The sequence below is a fragment of the Stenomitos rutilans genome (genome assembly GCF_059505485.1).
Map to the genome: position 1 here is coordinate 81,259 of NZ_JCACKR010000049.1, position 17,814 is coordinate 99,072.

The 17,814-nt window shown below is 51.3% G+C and carries 21 protein-coding genes; 9 read left to right on the forward strand and 12 right to left on the reverse strand.

The window, feature by feature from the left end; genetic code table 11:
• Nucleotides 1–279: 279 nt before the first annotated feature.
• From glmM to AC5JLP_RS08550, 4 genes are all read right to left on the reverse strand, one after another.
• On the reverse strand, nt 280–1,824 hold the full coding sequence (gene glmM / locus AC5JLP_RS08535) for a phosphoglucosamine mutase (RefSeq protein ID WP_496067503.1): 1,545 nt from the start codon (nt 1,822–1,824) through the stop codon (nt 280–282).
• A gap of 148 nt (nt 1,825–1,972) precedes the next feature.
• Nucleotides 1,973–2,278, reverse strand: a complete 306-nt coding sequence (locus tag AC5JLP_RS08540; protein WP_496067504.1) for a DUF7734 family protein — start codon at nt 2,276–2,278, stop codon at nt 1,973–1,975.
• Nucleotides 2,279–2,282: 4 nt separating this feature from the next.
• Nucleotides 2,283–2,885 (reverse strand): DUF3177 family protein, encoded by a 603-nt coding sequence (locus AC5JLP_RS08545; RefSeq protein WP_496067505.1) that lies wholly within the window; start codon nt 2,883–2,885, stop codon nt 2,283–2,285.
• A gap of 181 nt (nt 2,886–3,066) precedes the next feature.
• Nucleotides 3,067–3,312 (reverse strand): Calvin cycle protein CP12, encoded by a 246-nt coding sequence (locus AC5JLP_RS08550; RefSeq protein WP_496067506.1) that lies wholly within the window; start codon nt 3,310–3,312, stop codon nt 3,067–3,069.
• Between the two features lie 388 nt (nt 3,313–3,700).
• On the opposite strand from AC5JLP_RS08550, the gene AC5JLP_RS08555 reads away from it, so the two are divergent.
• Nucleotides 3,701–4,990 carry an FIST signal transduction protein gene (locus AC5JLP_RS08555; RefSeq protein ID WP_496067507.1) on the forward strand — a complete coding sequence of 430 codons (1,290 nt, stop codon included), beginning with the start codon at nt 3,701–3,703 and terminating at the stop codon, nt 4,988–4,990.
• Between the two features lie 143 nt (nt 4,991–5,133).
• Nucleotides 5,134–5,757, forward strand: a complete 624-nt coding sequence (gene trmB, locus AC5JLP_RS08560) for a tRNA (guanosine(46)-N7)-methyltransferase TrmB (protein ID WP_496067525.1) — start codon at nt 5,134–5,136, stop codon at nt 5,755–5,757.
• A 289-nt stretch (nt 5,758–6,046) separates the two neighbouring features.
• Here trmB and AC5JLP_RS08565 read toward each other — a convergent pair whose 3' ends face one another.
• Nucleotides 6,047–7,564 (reverse strand): dolichyl-phosphate-mannose--protein mannosyltransferase, encoded by a 1,518-nt coding sequence (locus AC5JLP_RS08565; RefSeq protein ID WP_496067508.1) that lies wholly within the window; start codon nt 7,562–7,564, stop codon nt 6,047–6,049.
• Between the two features lie 292 nt (nt 7,565–7,856).
• Between AC5JLP_RS08565 and AC5JLP_RS08570 the strand changes: the two genes are divergently transcribed.
• Together AC5JLP_RS08570 and queC are read left to right on the forward strand one after the other, a co-directional pair.
• Complete coding sequence (locus AC5JLP_RS08570) at nt 7,857–8,177, forward strand: hypothetical protein (RefSeq protein WP_496067509.1); 321 nt, start codon at nt 7,857–7,859, stop codon at nt 8,175–8,177.
• A 43-nt stretch (nt 8,178–8,220) separates the two neighbouring features.
• Nucleotides 8,221–8,916, forward strand: coding sequence for a 7-cyano-7-deazaguanine synthase QueC (gene queC, locus AC5JLP_RS08575; RefSeq protein WP_496067510.1), 696 nt, complete (start codon nt 8,221–8,223; stop codon nt 8,914–8,916).
• Nucleotides 8,917–8,995: 79 nt separating this feature from the next.
• Here queC and AC5JLP_RS08580 read toward each other — a convergent pair whose 3' ends face one another.
• The 6 genes from AC5JLP_RS08580 to AC5JLP_RS08605 form a co-directional block, all read right to left on the reverse strand.
• Nucleotides 8,996–10,480, reverse strand: a complete 1,485-nt coding sequence (locus AC5JLP_RS08580; RefSeq protein WP_496067511.1) for a C1 family peptidase — start codon at nt 10,478–10,480, stop codon at nt 8,996–8,998.
• 183 nt (nt 10,481–10,663) lie between these two features.
• On the reverse strand, nt 10,664–10,834 hold the full coding sequence (locus AC5JLP_RS08585; protein WP_496067512.1) for a hypothetical protein: 171 nt from the start codon (nt 10,832–10,834) through the stop codon (nt 10,664–10,666).
• Nucleotides 10,835–10,928: 94 nt separating this feature from the next.
• On the reverse strand, nt 10,929–11,027 hold the full coding sequence (locus AC5JLP_RS08590; RefSeq protein ID WP_496067513.1) for a magnesium chelatase subunit ChlI family protein: 99 nt from the start codon (nt 11,025–11,027) through the stop codon (nt 10,929–10,931).
• A 22-nt stretch (nt 11,028–11,049) separates the two neighbouring features.
• Entirely contained in the window at nt 11,050–11,274 is a 225-nt protein-coding gene (locus AC5JLP_RS08595; protein ID WP_496067514.1) for a type II toxin-antitoxin system HicA family toxin, read from the reverse strand.
• Nucleotides 11,271–11,486, reverse strand: a complete 216-nt coding sequence (locus tag AC5JLP_RS08600; protein WP_496067515.1) for a type II toxin-antitoxin system HicB family antitoxin — start codon at nt 11,484–11,486, stop codon at nt 11,271–11,273. Before AC5JLP_RS08600 ends, AC5JLP_RS08595 begins: the two co-directional genes overlap by 4 nt.
• A 27-nt stretch (nt 11,487–11,513) precedes the next feature.
• Nucleotides 11,514–13,040, reverse strand: a complete 1,527-nt coding sequence (locus AC5JLP_RS08605; protein ID WP_496067516.1) for a YifB family Mg chelatase-like AAA ATPase — start codon at nt 13,038–13,040, stop codon at nt 11,514–11,516.
• Between the two features lie 186 nt (nt 13,041–13,226).
• Here AC5JLP_RS08605 and AC5JLP_RS08610 point away from each other — a divergent pair, with 186 nt between their 5' ends.
• Nucleotides 13,227–13,430, forward strand: a complete 204-nt coding sequence (locus tag AC5JLP_RS08610; RefSeq protein ID WP_496067517.1) for a hypothetical protein — start codon at nt 13,227–13,229, stop codon at nt 13,428–13,430.
• A gap of 68 nt (nt 13,431–13,498) precedes the next feature.
• Here the strand turns inward: AC5JLP_RS08610 and AC5JLP_RS08615 are convergent, their stop codons facing one another.
• On the reverse strand, nt 13,499–14,164 hold the full coding sequence (locus AC5JLP_RS08615) for an HAD family hydrolase (RefSeq protein WP_496067518.1): 666 nt from the start codon (nt 14,162–14,164) through the stop codon (nt 13,499–13,501).
• A gap of 180 nt (nt 14,165–14,344) precedes the next feature.
• Between AC5JLP_RS08615 and AC5JLP_RS08620 the strand changes: the two genes are divergently transcribed.
• The 4 genes from AC5JLP_RS08620 to AC5JLP_RS08635 form a co-directional block, all read left to right on the forward strand.
• The gene (locus AC5JLP_RS08620) at nt 14,345–14,761 is read left to right on the forward strand and encodes a hypothetical protein (protein WP_496067519.1); all 417 of its coding nucleotides are present in this window, start codon (nt 14,345–14,347) and stop codon (nt 14,759–14,761) included.
• Nucleotides 14,762–14,886: 125 nt separating this feature from the next.
• Entirely contained in the window at nt 14,887–16,338 is a 1,452-nt protein-coding gene (gene gltX, locus AC5JLP_RS08625) for a glutamate--tRNA ligase (RefSeq protein WP_496067520.1), read from the forward strand.
• A gap of 109 nt (nt 16,339–16,447) precedes the next feature.
• Complete coding sequence (locus AC5JLP_RS08630) at nt 16,448–16,951, forward strand: hypothetical protein (RefSeq protein ID WP_496067521.1); 504 nt, start codon at nt 16,448–16,450, stop codon at nt 16,949–16,951.
• A gap of 451 nt (nt 16,952–17,402) precedes the next feature.
• On the forward strand, nt 17,403–17,814 hold a 412-nt coding region (locus AC5JLP_RS08635), incomplete at its 3' end, for an ATP-dependent metallopeptidase FtsH/Yme1/Tma family protein (protein WP_496067522.1).

Consider the following 17,814-nt stretch of genomic DNA (forward strand, 5'->3'; position numbering starts at 1 on the left):
CTGAAACAGGCTCTTTAAGTCTGGCTCATTTCAGTCTAATCTGTCATCGCTATCCCGATCAGAGTGCCCACAACAGCAGCCAAACTAGCATGGTGGCGGCATTTTTGCTGGTAGCCCATTGAACTTGCTTCACCTGTTGACTCCAGAAGGATCAAGCTGCTTCCAGCGTTCCGCGAATGATTGCAAAACGAAACCGGGCTGCTGGACTTGGATGCCCAAACGGCATCTTTACGCCAGAACCCGGTTTTTGCCTTTTCCACAGGTCAAGTGTTGTGGGTTTTAGACAAGGTGTTGCCGCACGACAGAGACAAGTGTACCCGTCCAATGATTTACCAACTCATGTGTAGCAGCTTCGACCATGACGCGAATCACGGGTTCGGTACCAGAGGCGCGGACGAGAATACGTCCCTGGTCGCCCATTGCGGTTTCTGCCTGAGCGATCGCCTGCTGAAGGGGATCGCAGTTTTGCCAATGGAGTCGGCGATCGCGGTCTTCAACGCGCACATTTTGCAGCCGTTGTGGATAGGTTTGAAAACTCTGATCCATCAGAGCCGCCAGCGATCCGCCTGACTGCTGCACCAACATTGCCAGATGGAGTGCTGTCAACAAGCCATCACCACTGACGCTGTAATGGCTACAGAGGATGTGCCCCGACTGTTCGCCTCCCAACGCATAGCCATGTTGCACCATTTCGGCATGCACGTACTGGTCGCCCACCGCCGCACGAATCAGCTTGCCACCCTGCTTTTCCCAGGCACGCTCAAAGCCCAAATTAGACATGACCGTTGCCACGATCGTGTCTTTGGGTAGCTGCTGCGCCTGCCTCAGCATTTGCCCCCACAGGTAAAGAATATAGTCACCATCGACGACACGTCCCCTGGCATCAACTGCCAACACGCGATCGGCATCCCCATCAAACGCAAAGCCAATCTCCGCTTGATTTTCCTGCACAGCCGCTTGCAGTGCTGCCAGGTGGGTGGAACCACAGTTAACGTTGATGCGATCGCCATCGGGTTGATCGTGCAAACAAATGACCGTAGCCCCCAGCGCTCGAAAAGCTTCTGGCGCTAAATGTACAGCGGCTCCCCAAGCTAGATCTAAGACGATTCGCAAGCCTTGCAGAGGCTGTGCTGCTGCGTTTGCTTGTAGGGGCTGCTGAATCGAAGTCAGGTAGTCATTCAGCAGTTCGGAGCGGTAGTAGTGCTGCCCGTAGGAAGTGCCATCTGTTCCCTTAATTGTGCCGATGCCTCGTAGTGCCGCTTCAATTTGTTCTTGCAGCACCAGCGATAGTTTGCTGCCGCTAGCACCAAAAAATTTGATGCCGTTGTCTTCGGGTGGGTTGTGGCTGGCAGAAATCATCACACCCCCGATCGCGCCTGACGTGCTGGTCAGATGAGCGACCGCAGGCGTGGGACAGAGTCCCAAATTCCAAACATCTAGTCCGGCGGCATTCAACCCGGATGCAAGCGCCATCGCCAGCATATTACCAGAGTGACGCGAATCTTGACCAATGACAATAGGCGCTGTACTGGCAGCCTGCGATCGTAAAATATGCCCTGCCCAAAACCCAATTTGTAAGGCTAGTGGCGCGGTTAGCAGCTCTCCAGCCCGCCCACGAATACCATCTGTACCAAACAGACGACTGGCTGGAAGCTTGAGACCAACCCACCCAGAGCCAGCGTTTGCTAAAGCAGACTCTAGCGCAGAATCAACAAATGGTGTAGCTGAAATGGGCGATCGCGCCCGTTCGACGATCGATGATGGCTGCGGTAGCGCTAAGCCAATGCTATCGGACTCTTGCGTCCTCACAGGAGATTGAACCATACACTAAATAACCCCTCACAACACACTCACAGTGGAGGATAACATTTTCTTTAGAAATGCGACTGTATCTCACCACTTAAAAGTAAGCGTCCACTCACCAGCACCGCTCTAATTAACAGTCTGATACGGACAACCAACCTGCAAGCCTTTATACGCCTACGGACTCAAGCAGTGGCTGTATTGTTTCCCAGGTCAGCCCCTGTTGGATGTAGCGAGGATGGTTGGGATCATAAGGACTCTGTAGGCGATCGATGGACTGGATTACTGCATTCTCAGCTAGCATCGGAAGATCCGGATCAAACGCCGTCGATCGCACCAAAGAACTCGAAAACCCTCGAAAAATAGCAACCTGATCGATCTCACCCTCTACCATAGCTGTGACGAGTAGCACCTCTGGCTGCTTCTCGGTGTACCGTTCTAATCGATGGATGGAGGTGTCTAACGATGGAGCCATCTGTTTACTGCCCGGTCGCCGATCGGCCCTGTCTGCCTAAACGCACCACCACAAAGTAGCCCAGATACAAGACATAAATCGCCAGACCAACCAGGGCCAAAAAGCCTAAGAAAAAGGGTCTTGTGGTAGGGTGAAACAGTTCTCTGAAGGCCCAGGGTGGATCAAGCCAGAGGCGGCAAAACGGCTCCTTGATCAGGGTATCGGTACTCATCAGCGCACAGCGTAACACCGGAAGTTGGGCGATCACGCCAAGACCACAATACAGAGAGACTGCCCAGCGCCACGAAACAAAACCCCACTTCAGGCGACTAGAGGGCTGCTCCGAAATTTCTTCATTCAAATCGGCCCAAAACCAAAGAGAAACTGGGATTAAAATCCGTGCCAGCCAACCAGATAAAAAACCAACGGGTAGCGCCCCAATCAACAAATACACCGTGATTGCCAGCAGACTTGAAACACGCCAATAGATCATGAGTAGACTCTGTATGGCATCGGCTTTGGCAACAAAGGACCAGAGCAAAAGCGCCAGCGGAATCAAAACGGTAAACAGAACCGCGAGGCGGTAATCTGTCCAGACGAGCGATGGCAACCAGGATGGAGACGGCATAACGATCAGATCACCAATAAGTGAAACATCTAATGATTGAAACATCTTCTATATTGGACAGCTAAACGCGAAAATTGACGAGTAACCTAGCGCCAATCAGCGGTTTAGCTACTCGTCAACTCGACCACCCTACCAGCATAAACCGTGTGGGATGTTCAGCGTTAAGCGTGGGAAGTGGACACTAGTCCTCGTAGATCCGGCATTCAGCCGCTTCAGGATTGTCGTCGCAGTAAATTTCGAGAGAGTTCTTTTTGGGTTTGGATTGCCGTTGATGCGATGCTTCAGCCTGCAGCTCTTCAACAGCATCCCAGGCAGCGGCACACTCAGGGGAAGTGCTGCCATTCACGTCACAAGCGGCGCGGGCTTGCTGTAACTCGTCTTGGATTTTTTCTTGAATATCGCTCATGGATTGTTCGCTACTAATCATTCTTATCGAGTATGGGGTAAGCGTAGGTCTGCGACTGATTCATACGTTACAGCCACTTCTCTGCACTTTAGCATCGTGTCGATCGCCCGATTGATGTACGCTTACATCCATCGCCTTAGTCATCTCTGCTTGGGTAAGGCAGAGCGCGATCGCGCCTCAGGAAAACCGTACCAAATCGGTCAAGATTTTTCGCTACCCTCAAGATGAGGACGATGAGTACAGTTTCACCTTTACTTATCGTAACGCTAACACGACCTGACTAGAGCCGTCAGGTGCCATCGGAAGCTTGAGAATTGTTGAGGCCGTTCTAATAATTGCTCATAATTTTCAAACGATTGAAACATTTCCAGCTACGCTGGTGATCATCCTTTGCGCAAAGGAGGAACGCATGACGGGAGGAGACATCGCCAAAGCAACGTCTGCCAGTGCAACCCAGTGGGTGAGTGCGCTATCAACGCGTCCATCCTTGGAAGCTGCTGTGGATGACGTGGTGCAAAAGGCACAAGCGGCACTGGTCGGTTTGCCTGACGTTGGCTTTGTGTTTATTGCTGCTGCCTTTGCCAGTGAATACTCCCGCCTGATGCCACTACTACGAGAGCGGTTGCCCGATATTCCCCTCATTGGTTGTGGAGGGACGGGTGTTGTTGGCACAATCGGTACCCAGCCGCAAGAAATAGAGGGTGAACCTGCGATCGTGCTTACATTGGCAACGCTACCAGGTGTCACGGTGCGATCGTTTCACCTCACCGCTGAACAGTTGCCCGATTTAGATAGTGCGCCGGATGCGTGGGTTGAGTTGATTGGTGTCCCCATCGACGACCAACCACAGTTCATCCTACTGGCTGATCAAACTTTTAATAAAATTAATGACCTCCTTCAGGGACTTGATTTTGCCTACCCTGGCTCTGTCAAAGTTGGTGGCGTTGCCAGCGCTGCAACCAACGATGGCCTTGGGGGCTTATTCTGCAATTACCATCTCAAGCGCGAAGGGCTAGTAGGATTGGCACTGAGCGGCAATGTGGTAGTAGAGACGATCGTGGCCCAAGGCTGCCGACCGATCGGGCAACCCTACTGGGTAACGGAGGGCGAACGAAATATTCTCCTGGGGCTGGAAGAGCAGGAAGACGCCAGCCCCGTACCGCATGGCGGTGGATCACGGGTCTCTCAAAAGCGCACACCGTTAGAAGTATTGCAAGATCTCATCCAGACTTTGGACGAAGACGATCGGATGCTGGCACAAAATGCCCTCTTTGTGGGCGTGGCGCAAAATGAGTTCAAGCAAGACTTAGAGCAGGGAGACTTTTTGATTCGGTATTTGTTGGGGGTTGATCCCAGAGTGGGCGCGATCGCGATTGGCGATCGCATTCGTCCCGGTCAACGCATTCAGTTTCACCTGCGCGATGCAGAAACATCTGCCGAAGACCTGGAAATGCTGCTCGAACGCTATCAGCAAACCCATCCTCCTGGAACGATCGGGGCACTCATGTTTGCTTGCGTGGGTCGGGGTGAACAGTTGTACGACGAACCCAATTTTGATTCTCAGCTTTTCAGCCGCTACTTTCCACACGTGCCGCTGAGTGGGTTCTTTTGCAGTGGCGAAATCGGCCCTGTGGGTAACAGCACGTTTCTGCATGGGTACACATCCGTATTTGGCATTGTGCGCCAGTCAGCCAAGTAAGGCTTTTGTAGACGAGACCGATCTTCCTGCCGAAAGCTTTACCTGTAACGAACGATCGGTAGTAGTGTGGAAAATCGGCTCATTTAGCCCTTCTGCCCTTACCTTTTGCCTTATTTTTAGGAGGTGTTTTTCCATTGTCCATCGTGCGCGTGCGTGAACACGTCAACCCGCTCAGCAAAAAGTATCAAACTCCAATTAGTCCGCCAGATTGGAGCCAGGTTTATCGTGATCCCGATCAACCACTACATCTGGATATCGGCTGCGGTAAAGGTCGCTTTCTCTTACAAATGGCACAGGTACAGCCCGACTGGAATTATTTAGGGTTGGAAATTCGGGAACCGCTGGTTGCTCAGGCAAATGGTTGGAAAGCTGAGTTGGGCTTGACCAATTTGCATTATCTGTTCTGCAATGCCAGCAATTCGCTGCATCCGCTGCTGCGATCGCTTCCCGCAGGAAGGCTCCAGCAAGTCACGATTCAATTTCCCGATCCCTGGTTCAAGCGCAAACACCAAAAACGCCGTGTGGTGCAACCAGAACTAATCGAAGCACTGGCACAGGCGCTGGCGAACGGTGGTATGGTTTTCATGCAATCCGATGTGGAAGCGGTGGCGGTAGAAATGCGCGATCGCTTCGCTGCCCATCCTGCCTTTGTCTATAAACACGACGGCTGGCTAGACTCCAACCCTCTCCCCATTCCTACCGAACGCGAAACCTCAACAATAGAGCGAGGCGAAGCGGTGTATCGATCAATGTTTGTTAGGAAATAGTGGGCAGAAGGCAGAAGGCAGAGGGCAGAAGAAAGGAGTGGGGAGTGGGGAATGGGTTAACGGCTGATCGCTAGTAGCTCTTTAACTCAAAACTTCTCCGCTGACCGCTGACCGCTAATAGCTCTTCAACTCAAAACTCAAAACTCAAAACTCAAAACTCAAAACTTTTACGCTGCCTGCTGACTGCTGACTGCTGACCGCTCAATCAACTCAAGACTCTCTAGCCCAGCAGCGCAAAGTATGACTCAAAACTTTTAGCCTTTAGCCTTCATCCCTCATCCCCCATCCCTCACACCCACGATGGTAGCCACATCCGTAGCTTGAACCCCAGAGTGGATAGGGGCAACCCTAAGTAAATGGGTAGCCAGAAGATGAAGGCTAGAACGATGAGGACGATCGCCACAATGCCGAGCATTCGCAAGTTTGTTTGTTTGCTATGGAGCCAGCGATCGACTAACCAGGCGATCGCCATTGTCGCAAAGACTGACGCACCCATGTAGTGATACAGAAACGTGCACCGCGTTACTTTTACCCAGGGCAACAGGTTGGCAGCATAATTCACACCGATGAAGAGCGCCAGCCAGATTTCAGTTGTACTCAAGGTGAGACGGCGATCGGACGTAGCGACACCTTCCGTTGATAGCGGCGTTGTCCGCCAATTTAAAAGCTGTTGTACCAGGACGACGAAGACAAGCACAATCGCCAGTGTTGACAGCCACCAAAGAAAGGGGTTGCCGATTGCGTGGACATCGTAGATCACCATACTGCCAGGGCGCACAGCCGGATCGGTAGACAAGAGCGGCCCACCCTGCGCCTCGACTTTGTAGTAGTACGCTACTGGACGCAGCATCAAAATCCAGGTGTACCAATCAGCGCAATAGGGGTGCACTTTCGGCCCATTTGGCACCCGCTCGTGGTACTCCAGAATTTGCTTTTGCAACTCCCAAAAGCCAACCGTTGTGTTGAATTTGAGGTGAGGAATCCAGATCAGGCGATAAAAAACGGCTGGTACAACGCCCAGATTCAAAGCAATTTGCCAGGGCGCTACCTGGGCCAATCGTTGAAGCGGAATGCGCGGTATGCGATCGATCTGTGCTGTGTCTGACGCACCCGCGAATAGCTGTAGCCCAGAATGGTAAGGGAAGCGCTTCTGAAGCCAGCAGAGCAACCAGGCGGCAAGCCATAGCCCGTAAGCACCAAACAGAAACCACAGTCCGTTCCACTTAATGGATGCCGAGGCTCCAAAGAAAATGCCTGAGCCAATGAAGTAAAGGCTGCGACGGGTCGATCGTCCCTCCAACGCCAGCAATAGAAACCACAGCCCTAACAGCCCAAAAATCACCAGGTAAACGTTATTCAGGGCATAGCGCGACTCTACCAGAAACAACCCATCCAGTGCCGCAAATAGCCCCGCCAGAAAACTATAGCTGGGGCGACGAGTCAACTGATACGCAATGCCTGCAATGACCAGTGGCATAAACGATCCCGTCAGCGCATTCAGCCAACGGTAGCTCCACGTACTGTACTCAGCCCCCGCCAAACTGTTGACAGTATCTCGCCCGATCGGCCACTGATTACCCAGCCAAATGCCGATTGCAATGAGGTATTTGCTTAGAGGTGGATGCCCATCAAACAGCGGAGTCTGTGTCAAATAATCGTGGGCAAATTTGACGTAATACACCTCGTCAAAGACCAAACTGTTAAACCGTCCCAAGCCCCAAAAGCGTAGCGCTAAGGACGACAGCAGTAGCCCGATCAGGCCAATTTTGAACCAGGTGGCAGTCCCACCCGATGCTTTGTTGAACATAGCTCACGTTTTGTCCTTCCGTGTGCGTTCCTACTGTCGCATAGGGGGGAGCGATTGCCATAGATCTGAAGTGGCAAAGTTGGATAGTCAGGTTCTAGCGGTCAGCGGTCAGCGGTCAGCGGAGAAGTTTTGAGTTTTGAGTTTTGAGTTGAAGAGCTATTAGCGGTCAGCCGTTAACCCACTCCCGACTCTCGACTCCCGACTCCTTTCTTCTGCCCTCTGCCTTCTGCCTAGATTGCAACTCGTGTAGAATAAGCCAGACGATCAGTCGCGATCGCCTCTTAAACCTGCCATGACTACCGAAAAGCGCCTGGACACCATCGACCACCGCCTCGAAATCATCACCGAACAGATCGGTAGGCTTACCGAGAGTACAACCGAATTTAGGGCTGATATGGCAGAAATCAAAGAAGCCATCAAAGCTAATAGCGCTCAGATTGCTCAAGTCAGCGTTCAAATCAGTCATCTAACGGATGGGATGACTGAATTTAGAGCTGATATGGCAGAAATCAAAGAGACGGTTAGAGAGCAGTCTAAAATTAGCCAGCAGCAGGCTGAAAGTGTGGCACGACTGTCTCGCATTGTGGAACAGTTACTCGAAAGGGAGGCATGAGGCGATCGCGTCCTGCCCTCATTACTCAGTTTTTTCCTAAAGCATGAAGCCAATAGCCATCGTATTACTTTCCGGCGGACTCGATTCTGCGACCGCAGCGGCTCAAGCGATCGCGGATGGCTATACCGTCATTGCCTTGTCGCTTGATTACGGGCAACGCCATGTACGCGAACTTCTGGCTGCCAAGCAAATTGCAATACATCTCGGCATTCAGGAACATTTCACCCTGGACGTGAACCTGGCGCAGTGGGGTGGTTCCTCATTGACCGATGAGACGATCACAGTACCGCTAGAGGGTGTACAGTCCGATGTCATTCCCAATACCTATGTGCCGGGGCGCAATACGGTGTTTCTGGCGACCGCCCTTTCGCTGGCAGAAGCCAAAAACGCAGCCGCTATCTACCTGGGCATCAATGCAGTGGACTACTCTGGCTATCCTGATTGCCGACCCGCCTATCTAGAGGCATATCAGCACCTTGCAACGCTATCTTCTAAAGCAGGATTGGCAGGCAACGCACCGAAATTGATGGCACCGTTAGTGATGGATAGCAAAGCAGATATTGTGCGACGTGCGATGCAGTTGGACGTACCGATCGCTCAAACCTGGTCGTGCTATCAGGGAGAATCGGAACCATGCGGCTTATGTGACTCGTGCCGTATTCGCGATCGGGCCTTGATTGAAGCGGGATGTATCGAGCTGGCTACAGCGATCGGTCAGGCGTTGCACAACACGCTTTAAACCTTCAGGTCTCCAACATCTTGAAGACATCGGAGACCTGAAACTGAGCCTTTGAATTTGAGGCTTCTGTGGCAGCTAGCTATTCTTCCTCGCCACCATAATCCTCGCCGCCTTCGTCGTAGCTTGCTTCAGCGTCGCCGTAATCCTCTTCAGCTTCGTCTTCGGCATAATCCTCTTCTGCCTCCTCTTCTTCTTCCGATTCGTCTTCTTCGTAGCTGGCCTCTATTTCCTCGGAGTCCTCTTCCTCTTCAGAATCCTCGTCTTCAGATTCCTCCTCTTCCTCTTCCGATTCGTCTTCTTCGTAGCTGTTTTCTATTTCCTCAGAGTCCTCCTCCTCTTCATCTTCATCCTCCTCAGCGTCTTCCTCTTCCGACTCTTCTTCGTAGCTATCTTCGATCTCTTCAGATGCTTCAGATGTTTCTTCGTAGCTATACTCTGTTTCTTCAGAAGTCGCTTCAGACGTTTCTTCGTAGCTATACTCGGATTCTTCAGAGGTCTCTACGAGTGTAAATTCCTCATATTCATCCTCGTATTCGGCGTAATACAGAGCATCCAGATCTTCGCAGACTGAAGTATCGATATAGTGCCCATCGACAAAGACTGACTCTTGTACATATTCAACGGTGTAGTCGCTGTCATACTCTGCGGTGCGACCTGCGCCAGCAGACTGCATTGCGTGCGCGATCGCAGCCGTTGCACCACTAAACAACGAAGCCTGCTCACCTTGAATATCCTGGCTCAGGTCGATATTGGCATCCGCTACGTGGCGAATAGCCCACAAATCGCCGTTTAAGTCGGGGTTGGTCATGTAGTCGTAGGGGATGTAGCAGTAGCCACGGTCGCCCCAACCTTCGCCCCAGGAATTACGGACAATGAATACCTTGTCTTCATCGGAGTAGCCTACGCAGAGCATGGCATGTCCACCATCATGCTTTTCATTGTCTGGATCGGGCGTGGGCACTAGACCCTTTGAACCAGCCTTTTGAAACGATGAGAATAAATCTAAGCCAAAGGTGAAGGGGTAGCCATCTGCCAAACATTGCCGCATGGCATCCAGATTGACATCCACCCGGTAAGCATCTTCGATGAGAAAGTTTGTGGCTTCTTCATACGCGTTTTCATGGGGCGGCTCAAAGATGCGATGGAGATCAAACGGCCAGGTTGCTTCGGCGCAGGTACCATACTTTTTCAGCACCTTGATGCAACTCCGGAGGTACGTACCTTCATCAGAGTCGGGAGCACCGTCTAAATCACGAGCGTTGTAGTAAATGAAGAGGCGGCTGACATCGTGTGCAGACCCTCTAACGCGCTTTGCCAGATATTCATATGCGCCTGCCATCGCGTTGGCAGTGCAGCTATTAGAGTTCCCCTGGTTTTCCACTGGGGTCATATAGGGGCGCAAATCAACTTTGGCTGGCAGATCGTCGGTCGATCGGCTCGATTTATAGGTTTTGTCGTTAGGATTTTTCTTATCGGGACGATAGCTGCCCAGTTTGATTTGCCCACCATCGGGCGTTTTAACCACCGTTGTTTTGCGGACGTGACGAAAGTTCTTGGTTGGCATCGGGAAACCTTTAAGAGGAGTATCTGAGTGCAGTGCTCATTGATACAGGATTCCCTTGTCCAGAACCGGGCTAACGAGGTTTAAACACAAAGAATGTTCAAGCCAGAAAAAACCACCACCCATGAGGAGAGTCAAAAGCAGGATGGTGGTCATAACTGATCGCGTGCGATCAGGGTTATGAGGCTAAGGCGTAAGATGGGTGTTGGTGTTGTAGTAGTAAAGCGCTGCTACAACTAACATGCCAAGTATGATGGCAACCGTGCTCATGAGTAGAGAAAAGGACGCTCTCTTGCTGATGGGCTGTTCACGCTCAATTTGTTGCAGCGATCGTGTCGGGGGTTGACCAGTTTTCATAACTGTGATGTCCTAGCGTGGTTGATTCCTCATCTTCATGCCGGACCACAAACGCTGCATCTAACTTTTGGGTTAATCACGACAACCGTGTTTTCTACTGCATCCGATCTATTGTGCGGTACTGAATGAACTCAGCCACGTGATGGGTTTGCAGGTTCTCGTCGCCTGTTAAATCAGCGATCGTCCGTGCCACTTTAAGGATGCGATCGCGGAACCTACAAGAGATTTCTAAACTCCTCGCGCGTCAGCTTACAGTCTCGCAAGATCTGGGACAATAGCCCAGTGCCGATCGTTTCACCAGCATGGACTGGGACAACGGTTGCTCGACCATCCACATGCAGTAAGAAATGGTGGCTACCACGAACTCTAGCAACTGCAAATCCTGCTTTCCGAAGCGCTGCAATCACTTTACGCCCTGTTACACTGGGCAGTCTGGTCATAGTTCAACTGAAATTTGATGCACACCCACAAAATCTAGGGATTCGCTTAGACTACCCTCAACTTCCAGGCAAAGCTTGATCGCTTCCCGAATGCGCTCCATCAGTTCATCTAAAGATTTTGCTTGCGTATGGCACCCTGGAAGGCTTGGCACCGAGGCAACAAAATAGCCATCGGAGTCGCGTTCGATAATCACATTAAACTCTTTGCTCATAGTTCAGTGGTTTGCAGTTCGGATCATCTACTGCATCCTATCTATTGTGCGGTACTGAATCGCCTCAGCCACATGCTGGGTTTGTAGATGCTCATCACCACAAAGATCCGCGATCGTTCGTGCCACTTTGAGGATGCGATCGCTCGCCCGTACCGACAACCCCAATTTGCGAATGGCTGCTTCGAGTAAGTTCCGCGTGGCATCATCTAGCACACACCATTGTTTGAGATGACGGCTTTGCATTTCAGCATTGCAGCGTAGGGTTGTGTCCTTAAAGCGCAGTTGGGCACAATGCCGAGCAGTTTGGACGCGATCGCGCACCGAAGCGGACTCTTCGCCCTTCGGCTGTTGGGTAATTTCTTCTGGCTTCAAGCGATTCACCGCCACTTGTAGATCAATGCGATCCATTAGTGGCCCCGATAGGCGTGCCCAGTATTGTTCTCGCGCCCTCGGCGTACACGTACAGGGTTGCACCGTATCCGCAAAGTAGCCACAGGGGCAGGGATTAGCGCTAGCAACCAGCGTAAACTGTGCCGGAAACGACACTGATTGCCGTGTGCGCGAGATGCTGACGTACCCGTCCTCCAGCGGTTGGCGAAGAAATTCTAAGACATCGCGTTTAAATTCTGTTAGCTCGTCCAGAAAAAGTACGCCTCGGTGTGACAAAGAGATTTCACCGGGTCTGGGAAAACTGCCGCCGCCTACAAGCGATGGTCCTGACGCAGAGTGATGGGGACTGCGAAACGGACGCGTCGCTACCAGTGAACCCTTATTTTTTAGCAAACCAGCGACGGAATGGATTTGAGTGACTTCAAGGGCTTCTTCAAAGGATAAGGGCGGCAAAATGCCAGGAAGACGACGTGCCAGCATGGTTTTTCCGCTACCAGGAGGCCCTACGAATATAAGGTTGTGCCCTCCGGCTGCGGCAATTTCTAAGGCACGGCGAGCGTGTGCCTGCCCTTTCACATCCTTTAAGTCGGGGCCAGCAAATTGCGATCGCTCCAGTTCTTCCAATCCATCTACTTGAGTCGGCACATACTGATCCGCCGCACATAGAAAATTACCCACATCAGATAGATGCTTGAAGCCAAAGACCGATAGCCCTTTGACGACAGCCGCTTCACGAGCATTATCCGCAGGTACGACTAGCCCAGAGATCCCAAGACGTTTGGCCGCCGCTGCGATCGCCAGTACTCCCGCTACCGGACGCAAACTCCCATCCAGCGAGACTTCTCCCAGAAACAAATAGTCATCCAGCAAATCGGTGTTTACCTGTTCTGAGGCTGCCAGAATGCCCACGCCGATGGGTAAATCAAAACTTGGGCCTTCCTTCCGCAGATCGGCTGGAGTCAGGTTGACGACCACCTTACGCATGGGAAAGACGTAGCCTGCATTCTTCAGTGCCGCTCTCACTCGTTCTTTCGATTCCTGCACTTCTTGTGAAGGCAGACCTACCACAACGATGCCCGGTAGTCCGCCTGCAATATCAACCTCAACGCCGACCTTAACTGCGTCGATTCCAACCAGTGATGCACTCCAAACTCTGGCAAGCATACTTTCCCGCGATCGTACTCTTGCTAGAGTGCCCTGAAGACTCGATGAGACAACAGAGCTATCACTGATGCAGTCATCGCGTTGACCCTATGGGTGAGCCAAAAGGTGGTTGTATTACGGTACTCTTGAAGGCGATCGCGCCTGGGCTGATGGATCTGCGCGAATTTACACTCTTAAGGAACCCACATGGCTTTCATCTATTTCCCCACTGTCCAAGCAACCTTAAACACTGACCAGATCACTAGAATCATGTGGTCAACCAACGAAGTATTGACAGGTTTCGTCCATCTAGCCGCAGATGCGTCCGATCGCAACAGTGTCGTGACCCTATCTGGCAGTGATGCCGAGAAGCTATGGGGCATTATGCATCCCAATGAGCCAAAACCGTAAACCGATTTAGGGGCACAGAAGGCGAATCACCGTAGCGGCAATCGCGGACATTAGGCATGCGGATGTGTTTAGGCTGATTGATGCAGCGGTGATTCCTCATAGTGCTGTAGTAGATCGGCAGGATCGTCGTAGATGGCGATCGCGTCTGCGAGTTGCTCATCGCTAAAACCACCCGTCCGAAACGCAATGACAGCAACACCTGCTTTGCTTGCCGCTTCGACATCATAGGGCGTGTCACCCAACATAACCGCACGGTCAGGAGCAAGTTGCGCTTTGTTGAGTGCCGCTTCGACAATGTTGGGTTGTGGTTTGGAAGCTTCGGCATCACTAGACGTTGTGAATTCATGCACTAAGTCATCGATTTGAGCCACTTTTAGCAGAAGATCCAACTCTTCTGTAGTCGCGGAACTGGCAACCATGAGATGCAGCTTATTCTCCTGTAGCTTCTGAACTAATGAGCGTGCGCCTTTCGCTGGCATGAGGCGTGAACCAAATTTTTTCAGGATTAATTCTTTGCGACGATCGGCAATTTGCTTTCCAGTACCATCTTTATCGTTTAACTCTGGCGCAAAGCGAGGAATAATTTGGTCGCCACCCATACCAATGAATGGACGCACCTGCTCAAATGAAATCTCGTAGCCATAAGCCGCAAACGCTTCCACCCAGGCTTGAGCGTGAGCATCATTACTTAATACAAAGGTGCCATCAATATCCAGCAAAACGCCATCCAGCATCGCGCGATCGTCCCCTAGCTACCAGCCTATTAACGATGGTGCAGAACCCATCAGAAAACGTCTCCCTTGTTGCAGAGGTTATCTTGCCAGTGCCTTGAGTTGTAGTCGGGCTGACAGCGCAAAGTTAGCTCCAGCATCGGCGCTTGGGTACCTTAACAATGACATCTATCTATAAAAGGTATGCTCAGGTTCTTTCAAATTGCAGCAGCCGTGGTGATCGCTGCTCTGCAACTCCAGTCTTCTACACCCGCATTGGCTAAAGAAAAGTGGGTTTACATTAGTAGCGATCGTTCTTTTCAATATTACGTAGACGTAAATTCTCTGAAACGAAAGGGGAATTTCGCCTGGTTCTGGTCCGGTGCGGCTGTTATCATACCGCCCGATGTCAAACCTGACGATCGCTTTTATCGCGTTCGCTTTATCGCTTTGTATGAGTCTGTTGACTGTCGAAGCGGTGCCACTCGACTCAGAAGCCTGCGTTCATATGACAAAAATCAGAATTTAATTCCAGAGCTTTCTGACGATGCTAAAAATGGCGGTTTATTAGGTTCAGGTGATCGAAAACATCCTGTGATGCGCTACGTGTGCCGTCGTTGACTACTGAGCCGTCGTTGATTGATTGTGCTGGCAGAGTATCTTTTAGGTTGATTCTGACTCAGCGAGAGAAGGGAATCTGCGCTTAAAATAGAAAAGCCACAATTCCGGGTTCGCCCGCATTTTCTATGACTGTTCGCGTTCGCATTGCTCCCAGTCCTACCGGAAACCTGCACATTGGTACAGCCCGTACAGCCGTATTCAATTGGCTCTACGCTCGTCATCTAGGTGGTACGTTTGTACTGCGGATTGAGGATACCGATCAGGAGCGATCGCGCCCCGAATATACACAGAATATTCTCGATGGCTTGACCTGGTTGGGCTTAACCTGGGATGAAGGCCCGTTTTACCAGAGCAAACGGTTGGAACTGTATCAGCAGAAGGTGCAGGCGCTGTTGGATAAAGGCTTGGCGTATCGTGCCTATGACACCCCAGAAGAACTGGATGCCATGCGAGAGGCGCAAAAGGCAAACGGTGAAGCGCCTCGCTACGATAATCGTCATCGCAACCTGACTCCACAGCAGCGGGCAGCATACGAAGCAGACGGACGATCGTCTGTGATTCGGTTCATTATCGAGGACGATCGTGAGATTGCCTGGAACGATCTTGTGCGTGGCAACGTGAGTTGGAAGGGGCGAGACCTTGGCGGCGATATGGTGATTGCCCGTGCAGCCTCTGGAAATGATTTTGGTCAACCCCTTTATAACTTTGTCGTCGTCGTCGATGACATTGATATGAACATCACCCACATCATTCGCGGTGAAGATCACATTGGCAATACGCCCAAGCAGATCTTGCTGTACGAAGCGCTCGAAGCCACGATGCCAACCTTTGGACACACACCCTTAATTCTCAACGAAGCCGGGGCAAAGCTTTCTAAGCGGGATGGAGTTACGTCAATCTCAGATTTTCAGCGCATGGGATACGTTCCAGAAGCATTGGTCAACTATATGACACTGCTGGGCTGGTCACCGCCAGAAGGGATGACCGAAATCTTCGCGCTGGAAGAAGCCGCTCAGCACTTTGGGTTTGAACGAGTAAACCGGGCGGGTGCCAAGTTTGATTGGGATAAACTTAACTGGCTCAACGGTCAATACCTGCACATCAAACCTGCCGACAAACTGACTGATCTGTTGATTCCTTACTGGCAAGCAGCAGGCTTTCAGGCAGACTGGAGCGATCGCCCCTGGTTAGAACGCCTTGCTGCCGTCATTGGGCCAAGTTTGTCACGCTTGGACGAAGCTGTACCCATGAGTGAGTATCTTTTCAAGGATGCGGTTGGCTTTACCGAAGACGCGATCGCCCAACTCAAGCAAGATGGGTCTGCTAAAGCCATACAAGCGGTTGCGGATGCGATCGCAGCCCACCAGCCTCTCACCGAAACAACCGTTCAGGACTTAATCAAACAGGTCGTTAAAGACCAAAATTTGAAAAAAGGATTGGTCATGCGCACCCTTCGCGCTGCCCTTACAGGTGCCATGAACGGCCCTGATCTGGTGCAATCCTGGCTCTTACTGCATCAGCATGGTTTAGACCAGACTCGCCTTCAAGCAGCGTTAGAAGCAGCACAGGGGAAGTAGTGGATGATCAGGGGTCAGGAGTCAGGAGCCAACCTTATCCTTTAGCCTTTCCCATCAGGAACTCTGCCCTCGTCCGCGCGTCGTTGTTCCCATTGTTACCATTTCAGGTATGTCTTACACAAATCATCGCGACTCACGGATCGGTGCAGGCGTTCTTGCTGCTCTGACGATCGCGTCTGCTGTTTTGTTTGCGATCGCGCCCTTGCAAGCACAATCGACGCAGGATCTCGATGTTGTCACGATCGGGCCGCGTTTTGCACCGAATCCGTTAGACGTGCAGGGCACTGCTGGTGGTGATACATCTCTCAAGGAGATTGTGAATCTTGCCAAAACGCCAACGGGTGAATGTGTCGGATATGGCAATGCCAAACCCAACCAAACGATCGAGCTAACCGACTTTTTTGAATCGTTAAGCCTTGTTGTGCAGAGTTCCGAAGACACAGCATTGGCGATTCAAGGGCCTGGTGGCGTTTGGTGCAACGACGATTACCAGGGCAAAAACCCTGGTGTTTCGGGTCAATGGCTGCGTGGCACATATAAGATTTGGGTTAGCTCATACGCTAAAAATCGCACGCCTGCCTATGTGCTTCACATCACCGAAAAGCGCCAGTAGTAGCAGGGTTGTGGCGACTTCTCGTCTCTTTTTCACAGGATTAAACCAAGCGTGAACGGCTGACCGCTAAGTGTTCAAAGCCACCCCGTTATTCTTCAAAGCATGCCTGATCAACGCGTCATGATGAGACTGAGAGAACTCAGTTGCTTTGATCTGAGTAAATACGTTAAATTTAGTTAACAATTGTTCTCATACAGGAACTCATGGCCGATCTGCGAGTGTGCGATCGTCATTTGCACGAGCAAGATGAGGATTCTAGTTTCAGAAAAGGATATTGACTGATCGCTGGGTTATGACATTCACGATAGGTTTTGGGTGATGGCACCCATCGTTATCAAATTGCTTTAGTTGTAGTGAGAGGCGCTAGCGTATGAAATTTTCTTGGCGAACAGTCTTGTTATGGACGTTGCCAGCCGTAATTATTGGATTTTTTCTATGGCAAGGTTCGTCCATGAGCACACCTGCTAACATGGGCAACAATGCTGCCAGTACTCGGATGACTTACGGGAGGTTTCTAGAGTATCTAGATGCTCATCGAGTGACGAGTGTTGATTTTTATGAAAACGGGCGCACGGCGATCGTAGAAGCTGTAGACCCTGAGCTGGATAATCGGTTCCAGCGTCTGCGTGTCGATTTGCCTGGAAATGCGCCAGAGGTGATTACTCGTCTCAGAACCGACAAGATCAGCTTTGACTCTCACCCAGCTCGTAACGATGGTGCCATTTGGGGTCTTCTTGGCAATTTAATCTTTCCAGTATTGCTGCTAGGCGGCTTGTTCTTCTTGTTCCGTCGCTCTGGTAATGTTCCGGGTGGCCCAGGTCAAGCGATGAGCTTTGGCAAATCACGCGCCCGCTTTCAAATGG

Bases quoted from the DNA above. Each gene is read 5' to 3' on its own strand.
- glmM (WP_496067503.1), bottom strand. From the start codon at position 1,824: ATGGTTCAATCTCCTGTGAGGACGCAAGAGTCCGATAGCATTGGCTTA.
- AC5JLP_RS08540 (WP_496067504.1), bottom strand. From the start codon at position 2,278: ATGGCTCCATCGTTAGACACCTCCATCCATCGATTAGAACGGTACACC.
- AC5JLP_RS08545 (WP_496067505.1), bottom strand. From the start codon at position 2,885: ATGCCGTCTCCATCCTGGTTGCCATCGCTCGTCTGGACAGATTACCGC.
- AC5JLP_RS08550 (WP_496067506.1), bottom strand. From the start codon at position 3,312: ATGATTAGTAGCGAACAATCCATGAGCGATATTCAAGAAAAAATCCAA.
- AC5JLP_RS08555 (WP_496067507.1), top strand. From the start codon at position 3,701: ATGACGGGAGGAGACATCGCCAAAGCAACGTCTGCCAGTGCAACCCAG.
- AC5JLP_RS08565 (WP_496067508.1), bottom strand. From the start codon at position 7,564: ATGTTCAACAAAGCATCGGGTGGGACTGCCACCTGGTTCAAAATTGGC.
- AC5JLP_RS08570 (WP_496067509.1), top strand. From the start codon at position 7,857: ATGACTACCGAAAAGCGCCTGGACACCATCGACCACCGCCTCGAAATC.
- queC (WP_496067510.1), top strand. From the start codon at position 8,221: ATGAAGCCAATAGCCATCGTATTACTTTCCGGCGGACTCGATTCTGCG.
- AC5JLP_RS08580 (WP_496067511.1), bottom strand. From the start codon at position 10,480: ATGCCAACCAAGAACTTTCGTCACGTCCGCAAAACAACGGTGGTTAAA.
- AC5JLP_RS08585 (WP_496067512.1), bottom strand. From the start codon at position 10,834: ATGAAAACTGGTCAACCCCCGACACGATCGCTGCAACAAATTGAGCGT.
- AC5JLP_RS08595 (WP_496067514.1), bottom strand. From the start codon at position 11,274: ATGACCAGACTGCCCAGTGTAACAGGGCGTAAAGTGATTGCAGCGCTT.
- AC5JLP_RS08600 (WP_496067515.1), bottom strand. From the start codon at position 11,486: ATGAGCAAAGAGTTTAATGTGATTATCGAACGCGACTCCGATGGCTAT.
- AC5JLP_RS08605 (WP_496067516.1), bottom strand. From the start codon at position 13,040: ATGCTTGCCAGAGTTTGGAGTGCATCACTGGTTGGAATCGACGCAGTT.
- AC5JLP_RS08610 (WP_496067517.1), top strand. From the start codon at position 13,227: ATGGCTTTCATCTATTTCCCCACTGTCCAAGCAACCTTAAACACTGAC.
- AC5JLP_RS08615 (WP_496067518.1), bottom strand. From the start codon at position 14,164: ATGCTGGATGGCGTTTTGCTGGATATTGATGGCACCTTTGTATTAAGT.
- AC5JLP_RS08620 (WP_496067519.1), top strand. From the start codon at position 14,345: ATGCTCAGGTTCTTTCAAATTGCAGCAGCCGTGGTGATCGCTGCTCTG.
- gltX (WP_496067520.1), top strand. From the start codon at position 14,887: ATGACTGTTCGCGTTCGCATTGCTCCCAGTCCTACCGGAAACCTGCAC.
- AC5JLP_RS08630 (WP_496067521.1), top strand. From the start codon at position 16,448: ATGTCTTACACAAATCATCGCGACTCACGGATCGGTGCAGGCGTTCTT.